Below are 258 nucleotides of genomic sequence, written 5' to 3'. Positions count from 1 at the left end.
CTGGTGCGGCTGAGTCCTATGGCACGCGCTGTGCGGACATAATCACTCTTCATGGTCTCCAGCATTGACGCCCGTGTTTGACGCATGATGGCCGCCATGACCGAGGTCCCCAGAATGACGGCTGGCAGGAATAGGTGCAGCAGGTGCTGACCAGGATTAGCGGTGAACGGCACGTACCCGGAGGCGAGGATCAGCCCCAGCCCGGCAGCCAGAATGAAAATGGCTCCTATGCCAAGCCAGAAGTTGGGCACCGAGAGC

The 258-nt window shown here is 60.5% G+C and carries 1 protein-coding gene; it reads right to left on the bottom strand.

Annotated elements, in window-relative coordinates:
• Window positions 1-258: ABC transporter permease subunit (locus tag SB754_RS21310; RefSeq protein WP_410784331.1), on the bottom strand; the 258-nt coding region annotated here is incomplete at both ends.

The organism is Leifsonia sp. SIMBA_070 (assembly GCF_046534635.1).
In the GTDB taxonomy this organism is placed as follows: Bacteria; Actinomycetota; Actinomycetes; order Actinomycetales; family Microbacteriaceae; genus Leifsonia.
The sequence above is the reverse complement of the archived record's forward strand: the minus strand, read 5'-3'. Positions and strand labels throughout refer to the sequence as shown.